Origin of the sequence: Streptomyces sp. ISL-43, from assembly GCF_018614195.1 — a bacterium.
Classification (GTDB): Bacteria; Actinomycetota; Actinomycetes; order Streptomycetales; family Streptomycetaceae; genus Streptomyces.
The window spans coordinates 375,847-393,805 of record NZ_JAGGOT010000002.1 but is presented as its reverse complement, the minus strand read 5'-3'; the positions used below and the strand labels follow the sequence as shown (position 1 = coordinate 393,805).

At 70.6% G+C, this 17,959-nt stretch carries 15 protein-coding genes; 8 read left to right on the top strand and 7 right to left on the bottom strand.

Translation table 11 applies throughout. The annotated features are described in order from the left end of the window. Position 1: 1 nt before the first annotated feature. The 3 genes from nuoL to nuoN are packed head-to-tail and all read left to right on the top strand — an operon-like array spanning position 2 to position 5,200. On the top strand, positions 2-1,942 hold the full coding sequence (nuoL, locus tag J7F03_RS02525) for an NADH-quinone oxidoreductase subunit L (protein WP_214946933.1): 1,941 nt from the start codon (positions 2-4) through the stop codon (positions 1,940-1,942). A 1-nt stretch (position 1,943) separates the two neighbouring features. After that, positions 1,944-3,545, top strand: a complete 1,602-nt coding sequence (locus J7F03_RS02520; protein WP_214946932.1) for an NADH-quinone oxidoreductase subunit M — start codon at positions 1,944-1,946, stop codon at positions 3,543-3,545. A gap of 35 nt (positions 3,546-3,580) precedes the next feature. After that, positions 3,581-5,200: an NADH-quinone oxidoreductase subunit NuoN gene (gene nuoN / locus J7F03_RS02515; protein WP_214946998.1), complete on the top strand. Its 1,620-nt coding sequence runs from the start codon at positions 3,581-3,583 to the stop codon at positions 5,198-5,200. A gap of 72 nt (positions 5,201-5,272) precedes the next feature. Here the strand turns inward: nuoN and J7F03_RS02510 are convergent, their stop codons facing one another. From J7F03_RS02510 to fahA, 3 genes are all read right to left on the bottom strand, one after another. After that, a complete protein-coding gene (locus J7F03_RS02510) occupies positions 5,273-5,881 on the bottom strand; it encodes a Uma2 family endonuclease (RefSeq protein ID WP_214946931.1) in 609 nt (202 codons plus the stop codon). A gap of 109 nt (positions 5,882-5,990) precedes the next feature. Then, positions 5,991-6,590, bottom strand: a complete 600-nt coding sequence (locus J7F03_RS02505; protein ID WP_214946930.1) for a hypothetical protein — start codon at positions 6,588-6,590, stop codon at positions 5,991-5,993. A 227-nt stretch (positions 6,591-6,817) separates the two neighbouring features. Continuing rightward, the gene (gene fahA / locus J7F03_RS02500; protein WP_214946929.1) at positions 6,818-8,041 is read right to left on the bottom strand and encodes a fumarylacetoacetase; all 1,224 of its coding nucleotides are present in this window, start codon (positions 8,039-8,041) and stop codon (positions 6,818-6,820) included. A 141-nt stretch (positions 8,042-8,182) separates the two neighbouring features. On the opposite strand from fahA, the gene J7F03_RS02495 reads away from it, so the two are divergent. Continuing rightward, positions 8,183-8,989 (top strand): HAD family hydrolase, encoded by an 807-nt coding sequence (locus J7F03_RS02495; RefSeq protein ID WP_214946928.1) that lies wholly within the window; start codon positions 8,183-8,185, stop codon positions 8,987-8,989. Between the two features lie 71 nt (positions 8,990-9,060). Here J7F03_RS02495 and J7F03_RS02490 read toward each other — a convergent pair whose 3' ends face one another. Both J7F03_RS02490 and J7F03_RS02485 read right to left on the bottom strand, forming a co-directional pair. Next, positions 9,061-11,097: a CocE/NonD family hydrolase gene (locus J7F03_RS02490; protein WP_214946927.1), complete on the bottom strand. Its 2,037-nt coding sequence runs from the start codon at positions 11,095-11,097 to the stop codon at positions 9,061-9,063. A 33-nt stretch (positions 11,098-11,130) separates the two neighbouring features. Then, positions 11,131-12,663, bottom strand: coding sequence for a peptide MFS transporter (locus tag J7F03_RS02485; RefSeq protein WP_214946926.1), 1,533 nt, complete (start codon positions 12,661-12,663; stop codon positions 11,131-11,133). A gap of 190 nt (positions 12,664-12,853) precedes the next feature. Between J7F03_RS02485 and J7F03_RS02480 the strand changes: the two genes are divergently transcribed. From J7F03_RS02480 to J7F03_RS02465, 4 genes are all read left to right on the top strand, one after another. Continuing rightward, positions 12,854-13,864: a polyprenyl synthetase family protein gene (locus J7F03_RS02480; RefSeq protein WP_214946925.1), complete on the top strand. Its 1,011-nt coding sequence runs from the start codon at positions 12,854-12,856 to the stop codon at positions 13,862-13,864. 252 nt (positions 13,865-14,116) lie between these two features. Then, a complete protein-coding gene (locus tag J7F03_RS02475) occupies positions 14,117-15,328 on the top strand; it encodes a DUF2092 domain-containing protein (RefSeq protein WP_214946924.1) in 1,212 nt (403 codons plus the stop codon). A 97-nt stretch (positions 15,329-15,425) separates the two neighbouring features. Beyond that, complete coding sequence (locus J7F03_RS02470; RefSeq protein WP_251071243.1) at positions 15,426-15,629, top strand: ribbon-helix-helix domain-containing protein; 204 nt, start codon at positions 15,426-15,428, stop codon at positions 15,627-15,629. Beyond that, a complete protein-coding gene (locus tag J7F03_RS02465; RefSeq protein ID WP_308378936.1) occupies positions 15,626-16,042 on the top strand; it encodes a hypothetical protein in 417 nt (138 codons plus the stop codon). The genes J7F03_RS02470 and J7F03_RS02465 overlap by 4 nt, the downstream gene beginning before the upstream one ends. Here J7F03_RS02465 and J7F03_RS02460 read toward each other — a convergent pair. Further along, on the bottom strand, positions 16,016-16,414 hold the full coding sequence (locus J7F03_RS02460; RefSeq protein WP_214946922.1) for a hypothetical protein: 399 nt from the start codon (positions 16,412-16,414) through the stop codon (positions 16,016-16,018). The two genes, J7F03_RS02465 and J7F03_RS02460, sit on opposite strands and share 27 nt — an antisense overlap. Before the next feature lie 90 nt (positions 16,415-16,504). Continuing rightward, entirely contained in the window at positions 16,505-17,821 is a 1,317-nt protein-coding gene (locus J7F03_RS02455; protein WP_214946921.1) for a M28 family metallopeptidase, read from the bottom strand. Positions 17,822-17,959: the final 138 nt, after the last annotated feature.

The following is a 17,959-nucleotide window of genomic DNA, read 5'->3' as shown; positions in this document are numbered from 1 at the left end:
TGTGGAGAACATGATCGCGCTGCTGGTAGCAGCGCCCCTGCTCGGAGCGGCGGTGCTGCTCTGCGGCGGCCACCGCCTCGACAAGGCCGGCCACTGGCTCGGCACCCTGCTCGCCGCCGTCTCCTTCGGGATCGGCGTGGCCCTCTTCACCGACATGCTCGGGCGCGGGGCCGATGACCGGGCCATCCACCAGCGGCTGTTCAGCTGGATCCCGGTCGAGGGCTTCCAGGCCGACCTCGGCTTCCAGCTCGACCAGCTGTCGATGACCTTCGTCCTGCTGATCACCGGGGTGGGCACGCTCATCCACGTGTACTCGATCGGGTACATGGAGCACGACGAGCGCCGCCGCCGCTTCTTCGGATACCTCAACCTCTTCCTCGCGGCGATGCTGCTCCTGGTCGTCGCCGACAACTACCTCCTGCTGTACGTCGGTTGGGAGGGCGTGGGCCTCGCCTCGTACCTCCTCATCGGCTTCTGGCAGCACAAGCCCAGCGCGGCCACCGCCGCGAAGAAGGCCTTCCTGGTCAACCGGGTCGGCGACATGGGCCTTTCGGTCGCCATCATGCTGATGTTCACCACCTTCGGAACCTTCGCCTTCGGGCCCGTGCTCGGCTCGGTGTCCGGGGCGGGCGAGGGCAAGCTGACGGCGATCGCCCTGATGCTGCTGCTCGCCGCCTGCGGCAAGTCGGCCCAGGTGCCGCTGCAGTCCTGGCTCGGCGACGCGATGGAGGGCCCGACCCCGGTCTCGGCCCTCATCCACGCGGCGACGATGGTGACCGCCGGCGTGTACCTGATCGTCCGCTCGGGTGCCATCTTCGACGGGGCGCCGGACGCGCAGACCGCGGTCGTCGTGGTCGGCGCGGTCACGCTCCTCTTCGGTGCGATCGTCGGTTGCGCGAAGGACGACATCAAGAAGGCCCTGGCCGGCTCGACGATGTCGCAGATCGGCTACATGATCCTGGCCGCGGGCCTCGGCCCGATCGGCTACGTCTTCGCGATCATGCACCTGGTGACGCACGGCTTCTTCAAGGCGGGCCTCTTCCTCGGCGCCGGTTCCGTGATGCACGGGATGAACGACGAGGTCGACATGCGCAAGTACGGCGGCCTGCGGAAGTACATGCCGGTCACCTTCGCCACCTTCGGACTCGGGTACCTGGCCATCATCGGCTTCCCGGGCCTGTCGGGCTTCTTCTCCAAGGACAAGATCATCGAGGCGGCCTTCGCGAAGGGCGGCACCGAGGGATGGATCCTCGGCGGGGTGGCCCTGCTGGGCGCGGCGATCACGGCGTTCTACATGACCCGCGTCATGCTCCTCACCTTCTTCGGCGAGAAGCGCTGGCAGCCCGCCCCGGACCCGGAGACGACACCCGGCGTGGAGCCCGGCGTCGAGGCACACCCGGGAGACATGCCGCACCCGCACGAGTCCCCGAAGTCGATGACCATCCCGATGATCATCCTGGCGTTCGGGTCGGTCTTCGCCGGCGGGTTCTTCGGAGTCGGCGACCGGTTCCTGAAGTGGCTGGAGCCCGTCACCGGGCACGAGCACGGCCACCCGCCGGTCAGCGCCCTGACGGTGACCCTGGCCACCATGGTGGTCCTGGTCGTCGGCGTCGCCCTCGCCTGGGCGATGTACGGCCGCAGGCCCGTCCCGGTCACCGCCCCGCGCGGCTCGCTCCTCACCCGGGCGGCCCGACGGGACCTGTACCAGGACGACTTCAACCACGTCGTCCTCGTGCGCGGCGGGGAGCACCTGACCCGCTCCCTCGTCTACGTCGACCACAGCCTGGTCGACGGAGTGGTCAACGGGACGGCCGCCGGAGTCGGCGGGCTCTCGGGCCGGCTGCGCAAGCTGCAGAACGGCTACGCCCGCAGCTACGCGGTCTCGATGTTCGGGGGCACGGCGATCCTGATCGCCGCGACCCTGCTGATGAGGGCGGTGTGAGATGAGTTTCCCGCTTCTGACGGTGACGGCCGCGGTCCCCGCGGTCGGCGCGATCCTGACGGCGGCCGTCCCGGCCGCCCGCCGGACCGCGGCCAAATGGCTCGCCCTGTTCTTCTCGCTGGCGACCCTGGCCCTGGCCGTGCTCGTCGCCGTCCGCTTCGAGCCCGGTGGCGACCGCTACCAGCTCACCGAGTCCCACTCCTGGATCCCCGACTTCGGGGTCCGCTACGAACTGGGCGTCGACGGCATCGGGGTGGCGCTCATCGCGCTCACCGCGCTGCTGATCCCCTTCGTCATCGGGGCCGGCTGGCACGACGCCGACCCCCTGGAGACGCATTCGTCCCGCTGGCGGCCGACCCAGGGCTTCTTCGCCCTGATCCTGCTGGTCGAGGCGATGGTGGTGATCTCCTTCGAGGCCACCGACGTCTTCCTCTTCTACATCTTCTTCGAAGCCATGCTCATCCCGATGTACTTCCTCATCGGCGGCTTCGGGGACCGGGCCCACTCCGGGTCCGATGAGAACGCGGCCGCGCAGCGCTCGTACGCGGCGGTCAAGTTCCTCCTCTACAACCTCGTCGGCGGCCTGATCATGCTGGCCGCCGTCATCGGGCTGTACGTGGTCGCCGGGAACTTCTCGCTCCAGGAGATCGCCGCCGCCCGCGCCGCGGGCACCCTCGACATGGCGACCAACACCGAGCGGATGCTCTTCCTCGGCTTCTTCTTCGCCTTCGCGGTGAAGGCCCCGCTGTGGCCGCTGCACACCTGGCTGCCGAACGCGATGGGCGAGGCCACCTCGCCGGTCGCCGTCCTGATCACCGCGGTCGTCGACAAGGTCGGCACCTTCGCGATGCTCCGCTTCTGCCTCGGCCTCTTCCCCGAGGCCAGCAAGTGGGCCACGCCGGTGATCATCGTCCTGGCCCTGATCAGCATCGTCTACGGCGCGCTGGTCGCGGTCGGCCAGCGGGACATCAAGCGGCTGGTCGCCTACGCCTCGATCTCGCACTTCGGCTTCATCGTCCTCGGCATCTTCGCGATGACCTCCCAGGGCCAGTCGGGCGCGACGCTGTACATGGTCAACCACGGGCTCTCCACCGCGGCGCTCATGCTGGTCGCCGGCTTCCTGATCTCGCGGCGCGGCTCGCGGCTCATCGCCGACTTCGGCGGCGTGCAGAAGGTGGCCCCGGTCCTGGCCGGCACCTTCCTGATCGGCGGCCTCGCCACGCTGTCGCTGCCGGGCCTCGCCCCGTTCGTCAGTGAATTCCTGGTCCTGGTCGGCACGTTCGCCCGGTACCCGGTCGCCGGCATCATCGCCACCCTCGGCATCGTGCTGGCAGCCCTCTACACGCTGGTCCTCTACCAGCGCACCATGACCGGCCCGCTGAAGGAGGAGGTCCGCACCATGCCGGACCTGCGCCTGCGGGAGGTACTGGTCGTCGCCCCGCTGATCGCGCTGCTGATCGGGCTGGGCGTCTACCCGAAGCCGCTGACCGAGATCGTCAACCCGGCGGTGGAGCACACCATGTCGGACGTGAAGCAGACGGACCCGAAGCCCGAGGTGGCTGTCGAGGCCAAGCACGCCAAGAACGGGGAGGCGGCGAAGTGAGCACCGTGACTGCTGCCCAGAACCTGCTGCCGACACTGGCGGCCGCGGCGCCGATCGACAAGATCCCGGCGCCGCAGATCGAGTACGCCCAGCTCTCGCCCACGCTCATCGTGCTGGGAGCGGCGGTCATCGGAGTCCTCGTCGAGGCCTTCGTACCGCGCAAGGCCCGTTACTACGTCCAGGTGTTCCTGGCGGTCGCCGCGCTGGCCTCGGCCTTCGCGGCGGTCGTCGGGCTCGCCGCCGGCGGGTACGGCAGCACCAAGGCGCACATCGCGGCCATGGGGGCCGTGGCCGTCGACGGCCCGGCGCTCTTCCTGCAGGGCACCATCCTGCTGGCCTCGATCGTCGCGATCTTCACCTTCGCCGAGCGGCGCCTGGACCCGGCCGCCCACGGGAACCGGGTGGACTCCTTCGCCGCCCAGGCGGCGTCCGTACCGGGCAGCGAGAGCGAGAAGGAGGCCGTCAAGGCGGGCTTCACCACCACCGAGGTCTTCCCGCTCGCCCTGTTCGCGATCTCCGGGATGCTGATCTTCCCCGCGGCCAACGACCTGCTGACGCTGTTCGTGGCCCTGGAGGTCTTCTCCCTCCCGCTGTACCTGCTCTGCGCCGTCGCCCGCCGCCAGCGGCTGATGTCGCAGGAGGCGGCCGTCAAGTACTTCCTGCTCGGCGCCTTCTCCTCCGCCTTCCTCCTCTTCGGCGTCGCGCTCCTGTACGGGTACGCGGGCTCGGTCTCGTACGCGGTCATCGCCGAGGTCGTCGACGGCACCGTGGCGAACGTCGATCCGGCGCTCGCCGACACCATGGGCAACGACGCGCTGCTGCTGATCGGCGGCGCGCTCATCCTGATGGGGCTGCTCTTCAAGGTCGGCGCGGTCCCCTTCCACATGTGGACCCCGGACGTCTACCAGGGCGCCCCGACCCCCGTCACCGGCTTCATGGCGGCGGCCACCAAGGTCGCGGCCTTCGGCGCCCTGCTCCGCCTCCTCTACGTGGTCCTGCCGGGCCTGCGATGGGACTGGCGGCCGGTGATGTGGGCCGTCGCGATCGTCACGATGCTCGCGGGCGCGGTGATCGCCGTGACCCAGACCGACGTCAAGCGGCTCCTCGCCTACTCCTCGATCGCGCACGCCGGCTTCATCCTGGCCGGTGTGATCGCCACCTCGGCGGAGGGCGTCAAGTCCGTCCTCTTCTACCTGGGCGCGTACTCCTTCGTGACCATCGGAGCCTTCGCGGTGGTCACCCTGGTGCGCGACGCGGGCGGCGAGGCGACGCACCTGTCCAAGTGGGCGGGGCTGGGCCGTCGTTCGCCGCTGACGGCGGCGGTCTTCGCGGTCTTCCTGCTCGCCTTCGCGGGCATCCCGCTGACGTCGGGCTTCGCCGGCAAGTTCGCCGTGTTCAAGGCGGCGGCGGAGGGCGGCGCGGGAGCGCTGGTCGTGGTCGGTGTCATCTCGTCCGCGATCGCCGCGTTCTTCTACATCCGGGTGATCGTCCTGATGTTCTTCAGCGAGCCGAAGGCGGACGGTCCGACCGTGGCCGTCCCCTCCCCGCTGACGATGACGACGATCGCGGTGGGCGTCGCGGTCACCCTGGTCCTGGGTGTGGCCCCGCAGTACTTCCTGGACCTCGCGGGCCAGGCGAGCACGTTCGTACGCTGACCGGCTGGATCAGGTACGCGTCAGGGTCCGGCTCCCCTTCGAGGGGGGCCGGGCCCTGACGTCTGCGCGGGGCTACTCGGCCCTGCGTCGCTTCGCGGTGATCTCGGTGAGATCGAGGTCGATGGGGAACGGGACTGAGACCTTGAGGCGGTCGTGGAAGATTCCGGCGGCGACGTAGGCCCCGGTGGTGGGGTCGAGCTCGTAGACGTAAACCACGGCGCGGCCGTCCTTGTTCTCGACCCGCCAGAAATGGGGGATCTTGACCCGGGCGTACTTGATCGGCTTGGTGTCCCGGTCGCGGGCGATGGACTCGGGTGACATGACCTCGATGGCCAGCCGCACGGCCGTAGCCGGAAAGCGGGTCTGCTCCGGGTCGTCGACCACCTCTTCGCCGACGACGATCACATCGGGCTCGGGCCGGTTGTAGCGGTCGATGTCGATGGTGAACTCACGGATGACCTCCAGCCCCGGCGGCACCAGGGACTGGAGTTGCCATTCGAAGAAGCTCACTGCTCGTGAATGGAACAGAGTCTGCGGACTCACGAACACCAGGCTCCCGTCGATCAGCTCCGTATGCGGAGGCAGATTGGGAAGCCGGTCCAGGTCGTCGGCGGTCCAGCCACCCACGGGGGGGATCGGCCAGTGGTACGCCGGCTCGAAAGCCTCGGGTTCGACGCTCATCGGTAGTGCTCCCATGTGGTGCAGTCTCGCGAGTGTGTCCAGCGTATCGCCGGGGATCGTCCCGGGACCGCCCGCACGTGTGAACGGGAGCGTCGCGCTGACCGGGGGATCAGTGCGGATGGGACGACTGGGCGGGGGTGTCGGAGGCCTTGGGGCAGGTCAGGGCGGGGTTCCAGTTGTGGAAGCGGCCCGCCGGGTTGTTCTCGTACGCCCACAGGTGGAGGTCGTAGTGCTTGGGCATGCCCGCCCAGTGGCCCGGCATCGGCCCGTCGAACGGCAGCCCGAACATGCTCGGCCGGTCGTCGGTGGTCTTCAGGTCCTGGTCGCGGTCGGTGGACATCCACTCCACGGCCTGCAGCTTGCGGCGGCCCTGCTCGTCCTTCTCGGTGCTGTAGAGGAGCGCGGCGGGCTTGCTGGGGTCCGTCGAACCCCAGTAGGCCTCCTTGACGTAGTGGTAGCCCATGGAGCCCACCCCGAACGGGTTGTTCATGCACGCCTGGCCGTGCGGCACGTACCCGTCCTGCAGGGCCGCCTGCTCGTCCGCGTACTTGGCCGTCACCCGGATCGCCGTCGCCATGTCCCGCATGGCCCGCTTGTCGGTCGGGTCGGGAGCGGGCCCCTCGACGCCGTGGGCGGGCGCGAGGGCGGTCAGGCCGAGCGATATGGCAGCCGTGCAGGTCAGGAAGGCCTTGCGGGGGCGGAGGGACATCGGGGCTCCTGCCGTTCGGGGGCTTTCGTCCACCATCCCGGCGCCGGGGCGGGGCTGCACGCGGCATGCCTCCGAACGGGGGTCCGGCGCGGACGTTCAGGCCGGACGGGTGGTTCCGGGCCGGCAGCGGACGTCCGGGTCGTGGAGCGCGAAGCGGCCGTTCGGTACCCCGCGGTTCAAACGCCGGCGGGGCCGTATACGGCCCCGCCGGCCAACCAAGGAGCGGACTACCGGGTGCCCACGATGCGGCCGGTGACCTCGCCGAGGCCCACGCGGGTGCCGTCGGAGCCCGGCGCCCAGGCGGTGAGGGTGACGGTGTCGCCGTCCTCCAGGAAGGTGCGCTTGCCGTCGGCGAGTTCGATGGCGTCGCGGCCGTTCCAGGTGAGCTCCAGCAGCGAGCCGCGCTCGTCGACGTCCGGGCCGCTGACGGTGCCCGAGCCGTACACGTCGCCGGTGCGCAGGGAGGCGCCGTTGACGGTCATGTGGGCGAGCTGCTGGGCGGCGGTCCAGTACATCGACGCGAACGGCGGCCGGGCCACCTCCTGCCCGTTGATGGAGACGGTGATGCGCAGGTCGAAGCCGCCGGGGCGGTCGGCGGCGTCGTCGTCGAGGTAGGGCAGGAGGGGGAAGTCGCGGGCGGGCGGGGCGACCCGGGCACCGTCCAGGGCCTCCAGCGGCGTCACCCAGGCGGAGACGGAGGTGGCGAAGGACTTGCCGAGGAAGGGGCCGAGCGGTACGTACTCCCAGGCCTGGATGTCGCGCGCGGACCAGTCGTTGAGCAGGAACAGGCCGAAGACGTGGTCCTCGAAGTCGCCCAGGGCCACCGGGCGGCCCATCTCGGAGGGCGTGCCGACGACGAAGCCGACCTCGGCCTCGATGTCGAGCTTGACGGACGGCCCGAAGACGGGCGCCGGGTCGGTGGGGGCCTTGCGCTGGCCAGAGGGCCGTACGACATCAGTCCCGGACACGACGATCGTTCCCGACCGGCCGTGGTAACCGATGGGCAGGTGCTTCCAGTTGGGGGTCAGGGCGTCACCGTCCGGGCGGAAGATCTTCCCGACGTTGGTGGCGTGGTGCTCGCTCGCGTAGAAGTCGACGTAGTCGGCGACCTCGTAGGGGAGGTGCAGCACGACCTCGTCCAGCGGCAGCAGGTGCGGCTCGACGGTGGGCCGGTGGCCGGGGTCGGTGACCCAGGCGGTCAGGGCGCGGCGCACGTCGTGCCAGGCGGTGCGGCCCGCGGCGAGCAGCGGGTTGAGCGTGGGCTGTCCGAGCAGTCCGGTGTACGGGGACCCGAGCGCGGCGGCGGCCGCCCCGGCGTCGAGCACGTACCCGCCGATGCGGACGCCGATCCGGCGCCGGTCCTCCCCGGCGGTGGAGAACACGCCGTAGGGGAGGTTGTGCGGCCCGAACGGGTCGCCCTCGGGAACATCGAGGGGGCTCTGCTGGGGCATGGGGTACTGCCTCGCTTTCGACGCGGTCCGGGGGTGTCCCGGGGGCTGGTTGACACGTTACGGGGCTGGTGGGGCGTGCGGGAGGCCGGATTCGGGCGCTATTTGTAGGACTTGTCCGAGGGGGTCCGTATCCTTGAACGCGTGACTTCCGCCCTCCCCTATGCACTCGTGGCCACCGACCTGGACGGGACTCTGCTGCGCGCCGGAGACACCGTCTCGGCCCGCTCCCGCTCGGCGCTCCGTGCCGCCCGCGCGGCCGGCGCCCGGCACATCATCGTGACAGGCCGCCCCGTCCCGCAGGTTCGCCACGTCCTGGACGGCCTCGGCTACAGGGGGCTCGCGGTGTGCGGGCAGGGAGCGCAGGTCTACGACGCGGCGGCCGGGCTGCTGCTGCACTCCGTGGCCATGGACCGGGAGCTGGCCGAGGTCGCCCTCGGGAAGATCGAAGCGGAGGTCGGCGAGGTCTTCGCGGCGGTCAATCAGGAGGGCCTCGACGCGGAGATGCTGATAGGGCCGGGCTACCGGATGTGGCACCCGCACCTGCCGACGGTGCGGGTGGCCTCGCGGTCCGGCCTCTGGGCCGCCCCGATCAACAAGGTGCTGCTCCAGCACCCCCGGCTGTCCGACGACGAGCTGACGGAGGTGGCGCGGGCGGTGGTCGGGGACCTGGTCAACGTCACCATGGCCGGGGAGCACACGGTCGAACTGCAGCCGCCGGGCATCGACAAGGCGAGCGGCCTGGCGGTGGCGGCGGAACTCCTGGACGTCACCGCGTCGTCGACGATCGCCTTCGGCGACATGCCGAACGACATCCCGATGTTCGCGTGGTCGGCGTACGGAGTCGCGATGGCCGACGCCCACCGCGAACTGGTGGCCGTAGCCGACGAGGTCACCCTCTCGAACGAATCGGACGGCATCGCGGTGGTCCTGGAACGCCTCTTCGGTTGACCGATCCAGCCCCGCCGGCGTTTGGGGCGCGGGGTCCGGGCGGAGCCCGGGGCCCCGGGCCCGGGGCCCCGTCACACCGCCGCGCGGGGGAGGCGGCGCTCCCACGTGCGGTGGAAGAGGACCTCGTCCCCCTCCCGGCACACCACCTCGTTCGACGTCACGAAGCCCCCCTCGTCGCACGAGATCTCCGACCGCGTCACCACCGACACGTCCCACCCGAGCTCCGGCCGGTGCAACCGCACGGTCCACTCCGAGTGCGTCCGCGCCGACAGCGCATCCGCCTCCTGGATCTCGTAGACCTCCAGCGCGTCCTCGCTGAACTCCAGCCCGTCCGGATACACCCGCGTCCCGCCGTACCGCGGGTCGACCTCCAGCCGCCACACGCCCCGCGCGACGTCCCGTACGACCACCCGTTCAGGCCGAGGCTCGTCCAGCGTGGCGGGGAAGACGACCCCCAGCGGCTCCGACTGCTCGGGAGCCTCGAAGAGGACCGGCTCCCCGTCGGAGGACGGATCGCGGACCGGGAGCTCCACCGCGCTGCCCGCCGGGTCCACGATCCAGCCCCGCTCCGAGCCGGCCCGCGGCCAGATCCACGGCCAGTACGCGGAGGAGAGGGCGAGGCGGATCCGGTGCCCCGGCGGGAAGGAGTGCCCGATGCCGTTCAGCTCGAAGTGCACGTCCTCGTACGAGCCCACGGGCCACGGCACCGCCTTGTCCCGTCCCTGGCGCGCGGACAGGTTCAGCACGCCCCGCGTGACCAGCGTGGAGGACCCGTCCGGAGCCACGTCGCACAGCCGCGCCACGACCTGCCCGTACGGCACGTCCATCCGCAGGCGCAGCCGGACCACCGGCCGGCCCAGGATCTCCACCGGCCCGGAGCCCTCGCCCACGGGGAACTCGAAGCACGCCGACTTCGCGTCCTCCTCCCGCTGGTCTGGCGGCAGGTCGGCGTCGTTGCCGAAGGGGAAGAAGCGGCCCGCGTCCAGGCCCGTGTGCTGCGGGGAGGCCACGATCACCGGCGCGCCCTGGAAGGCGTACGTGACCGGGTCGACGTTCGGGGAGGGCCAGGACGGGTCGCCGACCCACCGGCCCGGCAGGGTCTCGTAGGTCGTCGCGGGCGGGTGGGACTCGGAGATCCACGACCGCAGCGCCGGCTCGCCCATCACGCCGTTGTCGGCGCCTTTGAGCCAGTGGTCCCACCAGCGCAGCGTCTCCTGGAGGAAGCCGATGGCGGGACCGGGCGGCAGCCCCCGGTCCGGGTACTGGTGCGACCAGGGGCCGATCAGCCCGCGCACCCGGTCGGCGGGCAGGGCGGAGACCAGCCGCAGCACCGTGTCCCGGTACGGGTCGTGCCAGCCGCCCACCGCGAGCACCGCCGCGCGGACGGCCCCGTAGTCCTCGTACACGGACCCGTGGCGCCAGTAGGCGTCGCGGGTCTGGTGGGAGAGCCAGGTGTGGAGGAGGGGTTCGACGGCGCCGAGGCGCGAGAGCCACTGGTCGCGCCAGCCCTCGCCCACGTAGAGCGGGTCCGGCGGGCGGGAGGAGAAGGCGAGCATGGTCGCCGCCCAGGCGTGCATGTCGACGGCGAGCAGCGAGCCGCCCATGTAGTGCACGTCGTTGTCGTACCGGTCGTCCGTGGAGCAGACGGTGACGACCGCCTTGAGCGGCTCCGGGGCGAGCGCGGCGATCTGCAGGCTGTTGAAGCCGCCCCAGGAGATCCCGAACATGCCCACGGACCCCGTGCACCAGGGCTGGGCGGCCAGCCACTCCACCACCGCGACCCCGTCGGCGAGTTCCCGGGCGTCGTACTCGTCGCCCGGGTCGCCGCCGCTGCAGCCGTGGCCGCGCACGTCGACCCGTACGGAGGCGTAGCCGTGCCCCGCGTACCACGGGTGGCGCTGCCAGTCGCGCGGCGCGGTCCAGTCGGTCAGCCGGTACGGGAGGTACTCCAGCAGTGCCGGGACGGGCTCGTCCGTCACCGGGCGCCACACGCGGGCGTACAGCTCGATGCCTCCCCCGGAGCCTTCGGCCCGGGAGGTACCCCCGGGCATCGGAATCCGGACGTCCTCGCGGATGGTTTCGTAGGGGAAGTCGGTACGGATGATCATCGGGGGTTGACCACCAATCACCTCGGCGGACGGTCAGTGGACGGGGTGCATCGTGCGCTTGAGCCACGGCGCGAGCGCGATCACGGCCAGTCCCACCGCGACCGCGACGGCGCCGTTGACGCCGAAGTAGGCGGGGTTGGAGACCTGGCCGTAGACCTTGACGACCTGCGCCTGGATGCCGTTGGCCAGGGCCAGCGAGAGGAACCACAGGGCCATGGTCTGGCTGCCGAACGCCTTGGGGGCGAGTTTCGTGGTGGCCGACATGCCGGAGGTCTCCAGCAGGATGTCGCCGAGTCCGAGCAGCAGGTAGGAGCCGATGATCCACCAGGCGGCCATCTTGTAGGTGTCCCCGGTGTGCCCCGAGGTGGGGATGACCATCAGCAGGAACGACAGGCCGCCCAGGATCACGCCGATGGCGATCTTGTTGGAGGCGTGCGGCTGGCGGCGGCCCATCCGGACCCACAGCGCCGCGACGACCGGGGCGAGGAGCACCTCGAAGGCGCCGAGCGCGGAGGCGTACCAGCCGGCGGGGAAGGTGAAGCCGAGGATCTCGGTGCGGGCGTTCGTCGAGGCGAGCAGCATCATCGTCGAGTACGCCTGGAAGAGGATGAAGTTGAAGGCGACCGAGGCCATGAAGAGTACGACGTACGGCCGCAGGCGCCCCCGCTCCTCGGCCGTCACCCGGGGGCTGCGGAACATGACCGCGAAGTAGACGATCGGCGCGATCACCGAGATCAGGGTGAGCAGGTCCACGAACCGGCCCATCGTCAGCCAGCCCAGTACCGCCAGAAGAGTGGCGAGCGCGGCGAAGGCGAGGAACCCGCCGATGATCTTCGTCACTGCGGAGCGCATCGCCTCGGGCGCGAGCGCGCCGGCCTGATTCACAAGCGTGGCGGAGTGCTTGCGGCCGGCCAGGTGGCGGCGCCCGAGGACGTACTGGACCAGGCCCGCGGTCATGCCGATGGCGGCGGCCGAGAAGCCCCAGTGCCAGCCCTTGTGCTCACCGAGCCATGCGGTGATCAGCGGGCCGGCGAAGGCGCCGATGTTGATGCCCATGTAGTAGAGGGCGAAGCCGGCGTCGCGCCGCTGGTCGTCCGTCTTGTACAGCTTGCCGACCATGCTGGCCACGTTCGGCTTGAGCAGGCCGGTGCCGGCGCTGATCAGGCCGAGGCCCACCCAGGTCATGCCGGCCGTGGGCACGGCCATGGCGTAGTGGCCGCAGGCGATCAGGATTCCGCCCCACAGCACGGCGCGGTACGAACCGAGGATCCGGTCGGCGAGCCAACCGCCCGCGACGGAGACGAGGTAGACCATGGTCCCGTAGGCCGCCGAGACCGAGGCCGCGGTACCCGGGTCCATCCCCAGGCCGCCGTGGGCCACCGTGTCCGCGAAGTAGAGGACGAGGATGGCCTGCATGCCCAGGAAGGAGAAACGCTCCCAGACCTCCAGTCCGGACAGCGTGGCGAGGCCCCGGGGGTGTCCGAGGAAGGCGTGGTCGTCGCCGGGAGGCGGCTGGTCCGCCTCCGGGTCCGCGGGCTCGTCTATATCGGTTGCAGTTCTGGACAAAACGTATTCTCCGGTTGTTTCGGCTCCTCACGAACATACCGGTGCGCATCGGGCACTGCTCGAGTGGTGACCGGACAGCCGCCCTGGGTGATCGAAAAGGGACCCGATACGCTGGCTTGAGTGATGGCAGCGACACATCGACAATCCATGTGATCGTCAACGTGATCGTCAGCAGACAGGAGTACCCCTCGTGACCGTCGTCGGGCCGTTCGGACTGAGCGTGCGGGACCAGGCTCTTGAGACCGATGTCCAGGCCGGACTGGCCGCCGTCGAGGCGGGTCTGCTGGAAGCCACCAAGAGCGAAGTCCCCTTCATCACCGAGGCAGCGCAGCATCTGGTGCGCGCCGGAGGCAAGCGGTTCAGGCCGCTGCTCGTGATGCTTGCCTCCCGCTTCGGCGATCCCTACGCACCCGGGATCGTGCCCTCCGCCGTCGTCGTGGAGCTCACCCACCTGGCGACGCTCTACCACGACGACGTCATGGACGAGGCGGACGTGCGCCGCGGCGTGGACAGCGCCAACGCCCGCTGGGGCAACTCCGTGGCCGTCCTGACGGGTGATTTCCTGTTCGCCCGCGCCTCGCACATCCTGGCCGACCTCGGACCCGAGGCCGTACGGATCCAGGCGGAGGCCTTCGAGCGGCTGGTGACGGGCCAGATCCTGGAGACGGCCGGCCCGCGCGACGGCCGAGACCCCGTCGAGCACTACCTCGATGTCATCGCGGGCAAGACCGGTTCGCTGATCGCCGTCTCGGGCCGCTTCGGCGCGCTGATGTCCGGCGCCGACGAGTCGGTCGTCGACATCCTGACCCAGTACGGCGAGCGGCTCGGCACCGCCTTCCAACTCGCCGACGATGTCCTCGACATCGCCTCCGACGCGCACGAGTCCGGCAAGACCCCGGGCACCGACCTGCGCGAGGGCATCCCGACGCTGCCCGTACTGCGGCTGCGCGAGATGGCCGCACGCGACGGCAACCCGGACGACCTGGACCTCGTACGGCTCCTGGACGGCGATCTGACGGACGACGTCCGCCACGCCGAGGCGCTGTCGCGGCTGCGGGCCCACCCCGCCCTGGAGCAGGCCCGCCGGGACACCGTCCGCTACGCCGAAGAGGCGCGGGCCACGCTGGCGCCGCTGCCGGACTGCTTCGCGAAGTCGGCGCTGGTGGAGCTGTGCGACGCGGTGGTCCACCGCGCGGGCTGACCCGGCGCGGTTCTTGCCGAAGACGCAGGCGCGGGCCCGGCATCCCCTACGGGTAGGGGATGCCGGGCCCGCCTCTTGTCATCCCTGGGGCGTACGCGCAGTTGGCTCCGGGGGCTGACGCCTTCACCCCCTGGCTTTGGTCAGATAGAGACACATCCCCACCAGATCGGGTGAGAGTGGCGGCGCGGGGTGGACGTGTACATGCAAGACGGGTAGGTCGCCGCCGTACACACAGAGGTAGGGCAGACAGACATGGCAACGAACTCAAAGACCCGCAAGGCCGCTCGGTACGCCGTACCGGTCGCGGTGTTCGGTGTGGTCGCCGGCACGATCGCGATGGTCCCGGCCTTCGCGAACTCCGGCGGGCCGGACCTGCCGCAGGTGACGGCCCAGCAGCTCATCGAGAAGATCGCCGCCTCGGACGTACAGCAGCTGTCCGGCAGCGCCAAGATCAGCACGGACCTCGGCCTGCCGTCGCTGGCCTCCGGCCTGCTCGGCGGCGGCGGGGTCACGGGAGGCTCCGCCGACCCCGAGGACAAGATCGCGCAGCTGGCGAGCGGCACCCACACCTTCCGGGTGGCCGCCGACGGCCCGGACCGGCAGAAGCTCACCTTCGTCGACGGCAAGGACGAGTACAGCCTCGTCCACAACGGCGACGACGTCTGGGGATACGACTCCAAGTCCAAGGAGGTCTTCCACGAGAAGGCCCCGGCCGACGCGGGCAAGGGCGGCAAGAGCGCGGAGCGCAAGACCGGCGACCGGCTCGCCGCCACCCCGCAGGAGATCGCCCAGGAGCTCCTGAAGGCCGCCGGACCGACCACGGACGTCAGCGTCGGCGACACGGCCCAGGTGGCCGGCCGTGACGCCTACCAGCTGGTCCTGAAGCCGAAGGCGTCCGGTTCCACGGTCGCCTCGGTGAAGATCGCGGTGGACGCCAAGAACGGCGTGCCGCTGCGCGTGCAGCTCCTGTCCACCGACGGCGGCAAGCCGATCGTGGACGCGGGCTTCACCAAGGTGGACTTCGCCAAGCCCGCCGCCGACACCTTCGCCTTCACCCCGCCCAAGGACGCCAAGGTCAACGAGGGCGGCGGGAACCACGGCAAGGGCGACAAGGACAGGGGCCTGGGCGCCCTGGAGTCCATCCCGGGCCTCGGCGGCCTCACCGGCGGCGCCGGCGAGGGCGACATGAAGGTGCTCGGCGAGGGCTGGACGTCGATCGCGCGGATCGAGACCGGCTCGGCCACCGCTCTGAAGGACCTGGAGGGCGCGACGAAGGACGAGAAGGCCCCCAAGGAGGCCAAGCAGTTCCTCGACGCCCTCGGGGACAAGGTCTCCGGGAAGTTCGGCGAGGGCCGGATCTTCAAGACCCGCGTGGTCAACGCGCTGATCACGGACGACGGCAAGGTCTACGTCGGAGCCGTCACCAAGGACGCGCTCGTGAAGGCCGCCGACACCAACAAGTAGCCGCGGGACGGGCAAGGGTGGGCGGGGACATGTGTCCCTGCCCACCCTTCCGTCGTTCCGGCCCTGCGTACAGCAGGCCCGCTGTACCGTGAAAAGCATGTCGAGACACGTCACCATCCGCCTGGAAGAAGAGTTCCACGAACGCCTGAAGGCACGCGCGGCGGCGCTGGGGACGACGGTCACCGCGCTGATCACCGAAGTCACGGAACGCGAGCTCGACGAGGACCGGAAGAACTTCCTGTCCGGGATCGAGGAGTTCGCCGACCACTGGGGCTACTTCCAGGAGCGGTTCGGGCAGTGAAGATCACCATGGAGTGGGCCTGGACCGCTCTGGCCCACCACCTCCCGTCCGATCCCGCCGTGTGGGATCCCTCCGGAGTGGCCGCCGCCGTGGCCCGGCACCAGAACGACCTCGTCCTGGTGCCCGAGCAGCCCGCCCCGGACACCGCGTGGCGGGCCGCCGCGTTTCTGCACACCCTCGCGGTGTGCCCGGCGCTGGAATCCCCGATGAACGAGTTCTACGCCGCCGCCGCGACCCGCTCGTACCTGCGCGTGGCCGGGGCCAAGCAGCTGCCGTCGCCGGAGGAGCTCGGCGATCTGGTGGAGGCCGCGAAGCTGGGGCACGCCGATGTCGAGGCGGTCGCCGAGGAGTTGCGGGCCCGGATCCAGGAGCCCCTGCCGGCCTCGCTACGGGGCGGCGCGCAGGACGCGTAGCACCATCGGCGCCTCGCCCGGGTGGAGCCGCAGTTCGGTGGCGCCGTCCTCGGAGCGGAAGGCAACGCTGATCTCGTCGGCGGAGACGGCCTCCAGCGGCGGGAACCCCGCGGTCCGCGACGTCGTACGCCCCTTCGCGCGCCGGCCCACCGGTCCGCCCGGTCCGCCGGGCGGCAGCTCCAAGTGGCCCTCGGCCCAGGTACCGCCGGTCAGCTCGCGGTCGCGCAGATCGCAGGGGACGAGCACGGAGCGGCCCTGGGCGTGGTCCGTGAGCCGCCGGAGCCGCCGCCGCCCCCGCACGAGGAGTGCGGGGTTGAGGGCGGCGGCGGCTTGGGCGACCATGCCGAGCAGGGCGGCGATGATCTCCGGCATGGTCCGGTCAGACCACACCGGAGCCCTAGAGGTCTAGACCATTAGGGCCGGTCTGCCGCCCTCCCCCCGTCATGACGCGCGGATCACGTCTCAGAAGGTGATCTTCCAGCTGTTGATGTAGCCGACGTCCTGCGCCGCCACGTCCTTGACCTGGAGCTTCCACACCCCGTTGGCCACCTCGCTCGACGCGTTGACCGTGTACGAGGCGACGATGTTGTCGGCGGAGTCCGAGCTGGAGTTCTTCAGCCGGTACGCCGTCCCGTCGGGGGCGATCAGGTCGAGGACCAGGTCACCGCGATAGGTGTGGACGATGTTCACGTCGACCTTGGTGGTGGCCGGGGCGTTGCCCGTGACACCCGAGACCGTGATGGGCGAGGTCACCGCGGCGGCGGGGGAGTCCGGGATGTTCACGTCCGCGGTGTTCTCGAAGGACGGGCCCGGCGGGACCGGGGTGGCCGCCCCCAGGTTCCAGACCGCGTAGGCGACGGCGTCGGAGTTGCGGTCCAGGGCGGTGTCGTTGATGTTCGCCGCGGTGTCGCAGGAGGAGTGGTAGCAGCGGTCGAAGGCCTGACCGGAGGTGCCGCCCCACTTCTGCGCCTGGGCCGCCGTCTTGGTGTAGTCGGCGCCGGAGAACAGCCCGCCGACCGGGATGCCCGCGTTCTTGAACGGCGCGTGGTCGGAGCGGCCGTCGCCCTCGGTCTCGATCTCGGTGGAGACGCCGATGCCGGCGTAGTAGTTCTTGAAGGTCTGCTCGATCGTCGGGTCGTCGTCGTAGACGAAGTAGCCCGGGTTCGGCGAGCCGATCATGTCGAAGTTCAGGTAGCCGGAGATCTTCGACTTCTCGGCGGCCGGCAGGTTGTTGACGTAGTACTTCGAGCCGATCATGCCCAGCTCTTCCGCGCCCCACCAGCCGAAGCGCAGGTGCTTCGTCGGCTGGAGCTGGGCCCGGGAGACGGCGAGCGCGGTCTCCAGGATGGCGGCCGAGCCGGAACCGTTGTCGTTGATGCCGGGGCCCGCGGTCACCGAGTCCAGGTGGGAGCCGGACATCAGGACCGAGTTCGGGTCGCCGCCCGGCCAGTCGGCGATCAGGTTGTAGCCGGTCGCGCCGCTGGAGGTGAAGGTCTGCAGGGTGGTCGTGAAGCCGGCCGCGTCCAGCTTGGCCTTCACGTAGTCGATCGAGGCCTTGTAGCCGGCCCTGCCGTGCGCGCGGTTGCCGCCGTTGGCGGTGGCTATGGACTGCAGCTGCGTCAGGTGCGCCTTGACGTTGGCGACCGGGATGTCGGGCGGCGTCGGCGCCGCGTTGACCGCGGTCGGCGAGGCGAGCGCGGCGGGAGCGGTGGCGGCGAACAGGCCGGCGACCGCGACGGCGGTCACGGCGGCCAGGCGCCGGGAAACGGACAGGCTCATGTGGGGGCTCCGAGATTCCGTACTGGGGATGTGTGCGGAACGTGCGGGTGGCGCGGGTGAGCATGCCTGTGCGTCGGCGCTACTGCGTGGGTACGGCAGTGCGTCGTGCGTCAGTGCGAGCCTGATGTTGGGGGAGAG